The organism is Patescibacteria group bacterium (assembly GCA_041661625.1).
GTDB lineage: Bacteria > Patescibacteriota > Patescibacteriia > JAHIZJ01 > JAHIZJ01 > JBAZUB01.
Genome location: JBAZUB010000020.1, coordinates 1 through 3,406 on the forward strand (window position 1 = coordinate 1; position 3,406 = coordinate 3,406).

General features: G+C 48.9%; 2 protein-coding genes. Both read left to right on the forward strand.

The annotated features are described in order from the left end of the window. The coding region (locus tag WC734_06515; protein MFA6198770.1) for a hypothetical protein at window positions 1-3,158 on the forward strand (3,158 nt) is incomplete at its 5' end. A gap of 22 nt (window positions 3,159-3,180) precedes the next feature. Continuing rightward, window positions 3,181-3,406: hypothetical protein (locus WC734_06520; GenBank protein MFA6198771.1), on the forward strand; the 226-nt coding region annotated here is incomplete at its 3' end.

The following is a 3,406-nucleotide window of genomic DNA, read 5'->3' on the forward strand; positions in this document are numbered from 1 at the left end:
CTCTGTCTGGTGTTTATGCGTGGCGATGGCAAGATTGGTTGTCCAATGATCCGAGCGTGGTCAGTTTGGATCCCGTGGGCGAGTGCGCCGGCACGGGAACAATTTGCCATAACGACGGCGAGTGCGGCACGGGCGGCGTTTGTGAATTCAATGCCAGCCAGATAGCGACAGCGGAAAATAAAAATGGTGAAGCAAGAATTTTAGTTTCGGCAGAAATTACCACCGATACGGTTTTGTCGCCTCGTACCGTGGGACAAGTGAAGAGCGGCGGCGCGGACGCGACAGTTTTTCTTTGTGAAAATCCTTGGCCGGATAGTTTTGGCGTGACCGGGGAAGCATTGGTTGATGAAGAATTTAATTTTAAAACTTATTATTGTCAGGATAGAGGTGAAATTGGTTTTAGCGACGATTTGCCGACGGTTAGTGATCCGCCGATTGTGAATAATCCGCCCGCGCCAGGAGGCTCGGCAGACTTTTTACTCAGAGAATATTTCATATTTGTCGGCGGAAGTTACTGCACTCTTTCTAAACTTCCTTGCAATGTGGATAATCCTTGTGCCCCAGAAGGCGGTTCATGCCAGGCTTCATCCGACGCGATCGGGATCCGCATTTATACAAATAAAAATCATTTAGCTTTGTCTGATTGGTACACGGCTCAAGGATTCAGGCCGTCGGCTCCAAGTGGGAAAACAGTTGACCAGTATGAAGCAGTGGAAGACGGCCGAACGATTTATGTTTCCGCGGCCAATCAGCCGAGAGGCGCCGATGGTTCTAGTTCTGGGCCAGATCTTTATACCAACGTTTATTTGATTTCATACAACGACGGCGCGAGCCAAGACGCGATTGATATTTATAATCAATTGGTGGAAAATTGGAAATTTAATATTAATTTAGAGAATAATAAATTGTGCACGCGTGGTGGGGAAGCGGTGACGACAGAGGATGGACAGGGAATCTCTTGTTCAGCTGATTTAGATTGTCCACAAACTCCTACACAATCTCTGTGCGACGCGCCAAAAGATAAATTAGCCCGCGATGTCAGGCGTTTATCTGATTTAGAAAAAATTAAAGCCGCGATAGAAAGATATATGGCCACGCGAGGCTATCCGCCGAAATTGGAAGCGGGTTCGTATGTCCGCGGTATTTCGACAAGCAAGTGGGATTCTTGGGCGACTCTTGGTGAGGCGCTTGGCGGCGGCCTGCCAACTGATCCATTAAATAAATTTCAGGGATGTTTGGATCCTTACAACGCCGACACTTGCTGGAGTACAAGTACTGAATCATACATGTGCCCCGGCTTGTCTCATATTTATCAATATCGTTATGAGTCGACAACGGGATTTTATGTTATTGGTTCGGACTTAGAATATGTGATTCCGCCGGAAACAAATCCGAGTTATCATTGGTTTAGAGGTGCCGCCCCGGAGAGAATTCAGTATGAGGATGTTTGTGATCGCACGACTTATAGCGTGGGCGGAGTTTGCGGCGATGGAATAATTAACGCCAGTGAAGAATGCGAACCGAGTTTGGCCAATACATGCTCCAATGATCCGACAATTTCTTGCCGAAGTGATTTAGATTGTGGCAGCGGAACGTGCCGCACGAGTGAAGAATTTTGTCCGGGCGGAACCGGCCGACGGAGCCGAACTTGTAATTTAGCTACTTGCCGATGGAATGATTGGGGAACGTGCCTTGCCACTTGTGGTAATGGAATTGTTGATGCTGGCGAAGCTTGCGATCGCGGGCGGGGCGGCGGAAGAATTCCGGGCGGTGGAACCTTACCGACTAATCAATATCAGTGTTCCACGGTTTGTCGAATGAGCGGTGGTTACTGCGGCGACGGAATTTTACAGAGTGGTGTTGGTGAACGGTGCGATGACGGGGTAGATAATGGTCGCTACGGCAGAAAAGCTGACGGCACGCCATATTGTGCGACAGGTTGCGTTGGTTCAGCGCCATTTTGTGGAAACACAGTGACTGATGGCCGAGAAGAATGCGATAGAAATACTGTCACGGCAAAAGGATTTTGTTCTCCGGAAACTGAGCCGTATGATCCCAACACACCTATTGTACCTTATGATTTTCCCTGCGATAGTAATGATGATTGTCCGTCTGATGGCGGAGAGAGGTGGCTGTGTAGAACTTGTCCCACTGTGGGGGGCTATCCTTATGTTAGAACAAAGACATGCTATGCTTCCGGAAGCCCGGAGCAATGTCAGTGGAATATGGCCTGGGACGTTTGCACTGTGACGGGGGAATGTGGAAACGGCACGGTTGAAGGAGGCGAACAATGCGATGATGGAAATGACGTGAATACAGACGCGTGTACTGACACGTGCCAAAATTCTCGTTGCGGCGACGGGTTTACACGAGCCGGGATAGAAACGTGTGATTCTGGAGCGGCAAACGGAACACCGTGCACCGCGCCGTATGGCGGAACTTGTAATTATTGCAGTTCGAGTTGCACTTTGCGAACGGCGAGCGGCCTGACTTGCGGCGATGGAACAGTGAGCGGGGCGGAACAATGCGATAGTCGTCTACCGGCTTATCCCGCCAGTTGGATTTGTGTTGATACTTCAAATCCTTGGGCGAGACTCCAAGAATCATCTGCACCAGGTTGCAGCCCATCATCTTGCACAATAACCTGCGCCACTGGCCGGGCTTGCGATAATAGAAAGTATGATGCCGCCGGGAGATATAATACGGATACTGATAGCGATGGAATAATTGACGCCTGCGATCCAAACGATAATAGCGGAACTGATGGCTGTATGGACGGCGAGACAAATTGCGCGACAGTAGATTTCAATATAGAGGGAAGAGATGACGACGGATTTAATGTGTATATTGATAATTATCTGGTTGGCAAGGCGGGCAGAATTGTAATTCCTGGAACTTGCCACTTGACGCCGCCGCCAGAAATGAGAATGGTTTGTGAATATGAGACTAAAGTTGTGCGGATAAACACATTATCAAGAGGTCGGCATAATTTACGCATTGTTTATATTGGCGGAACGCCGGGGGGTAATTATAATGTTACTTATAATTTAGATGGTACAGTTGATTTTGGCCTAGATTCGTCACACATAATTCCCGCGCCAAGTCCGCTGATGGCCGCTATCGGCGAAGAGAGCAGCATTTATTTTACCGTAAGATAAATTAAAATTAATATTCAAAATTATGTTTGAAAAAGAACCAGAAGATATGTTTGCCGGCGTGGAGCCGACAAAACCAGAGCCGTTGCGGCCGGCCGGCGCTCTTTCGCCAACTGTGCCCGGTATGTCTGGAAGCGCCGCTCCGGTTGGAGCGAGTCCGGAAGAGGTTGGAGAAGAGGCTGGGGGTCCGGGAAAGAAGAAAATAATTTTAGTTGTGGCAGCGGGAATTTTAGCCGTGATTCTTGGTGGCG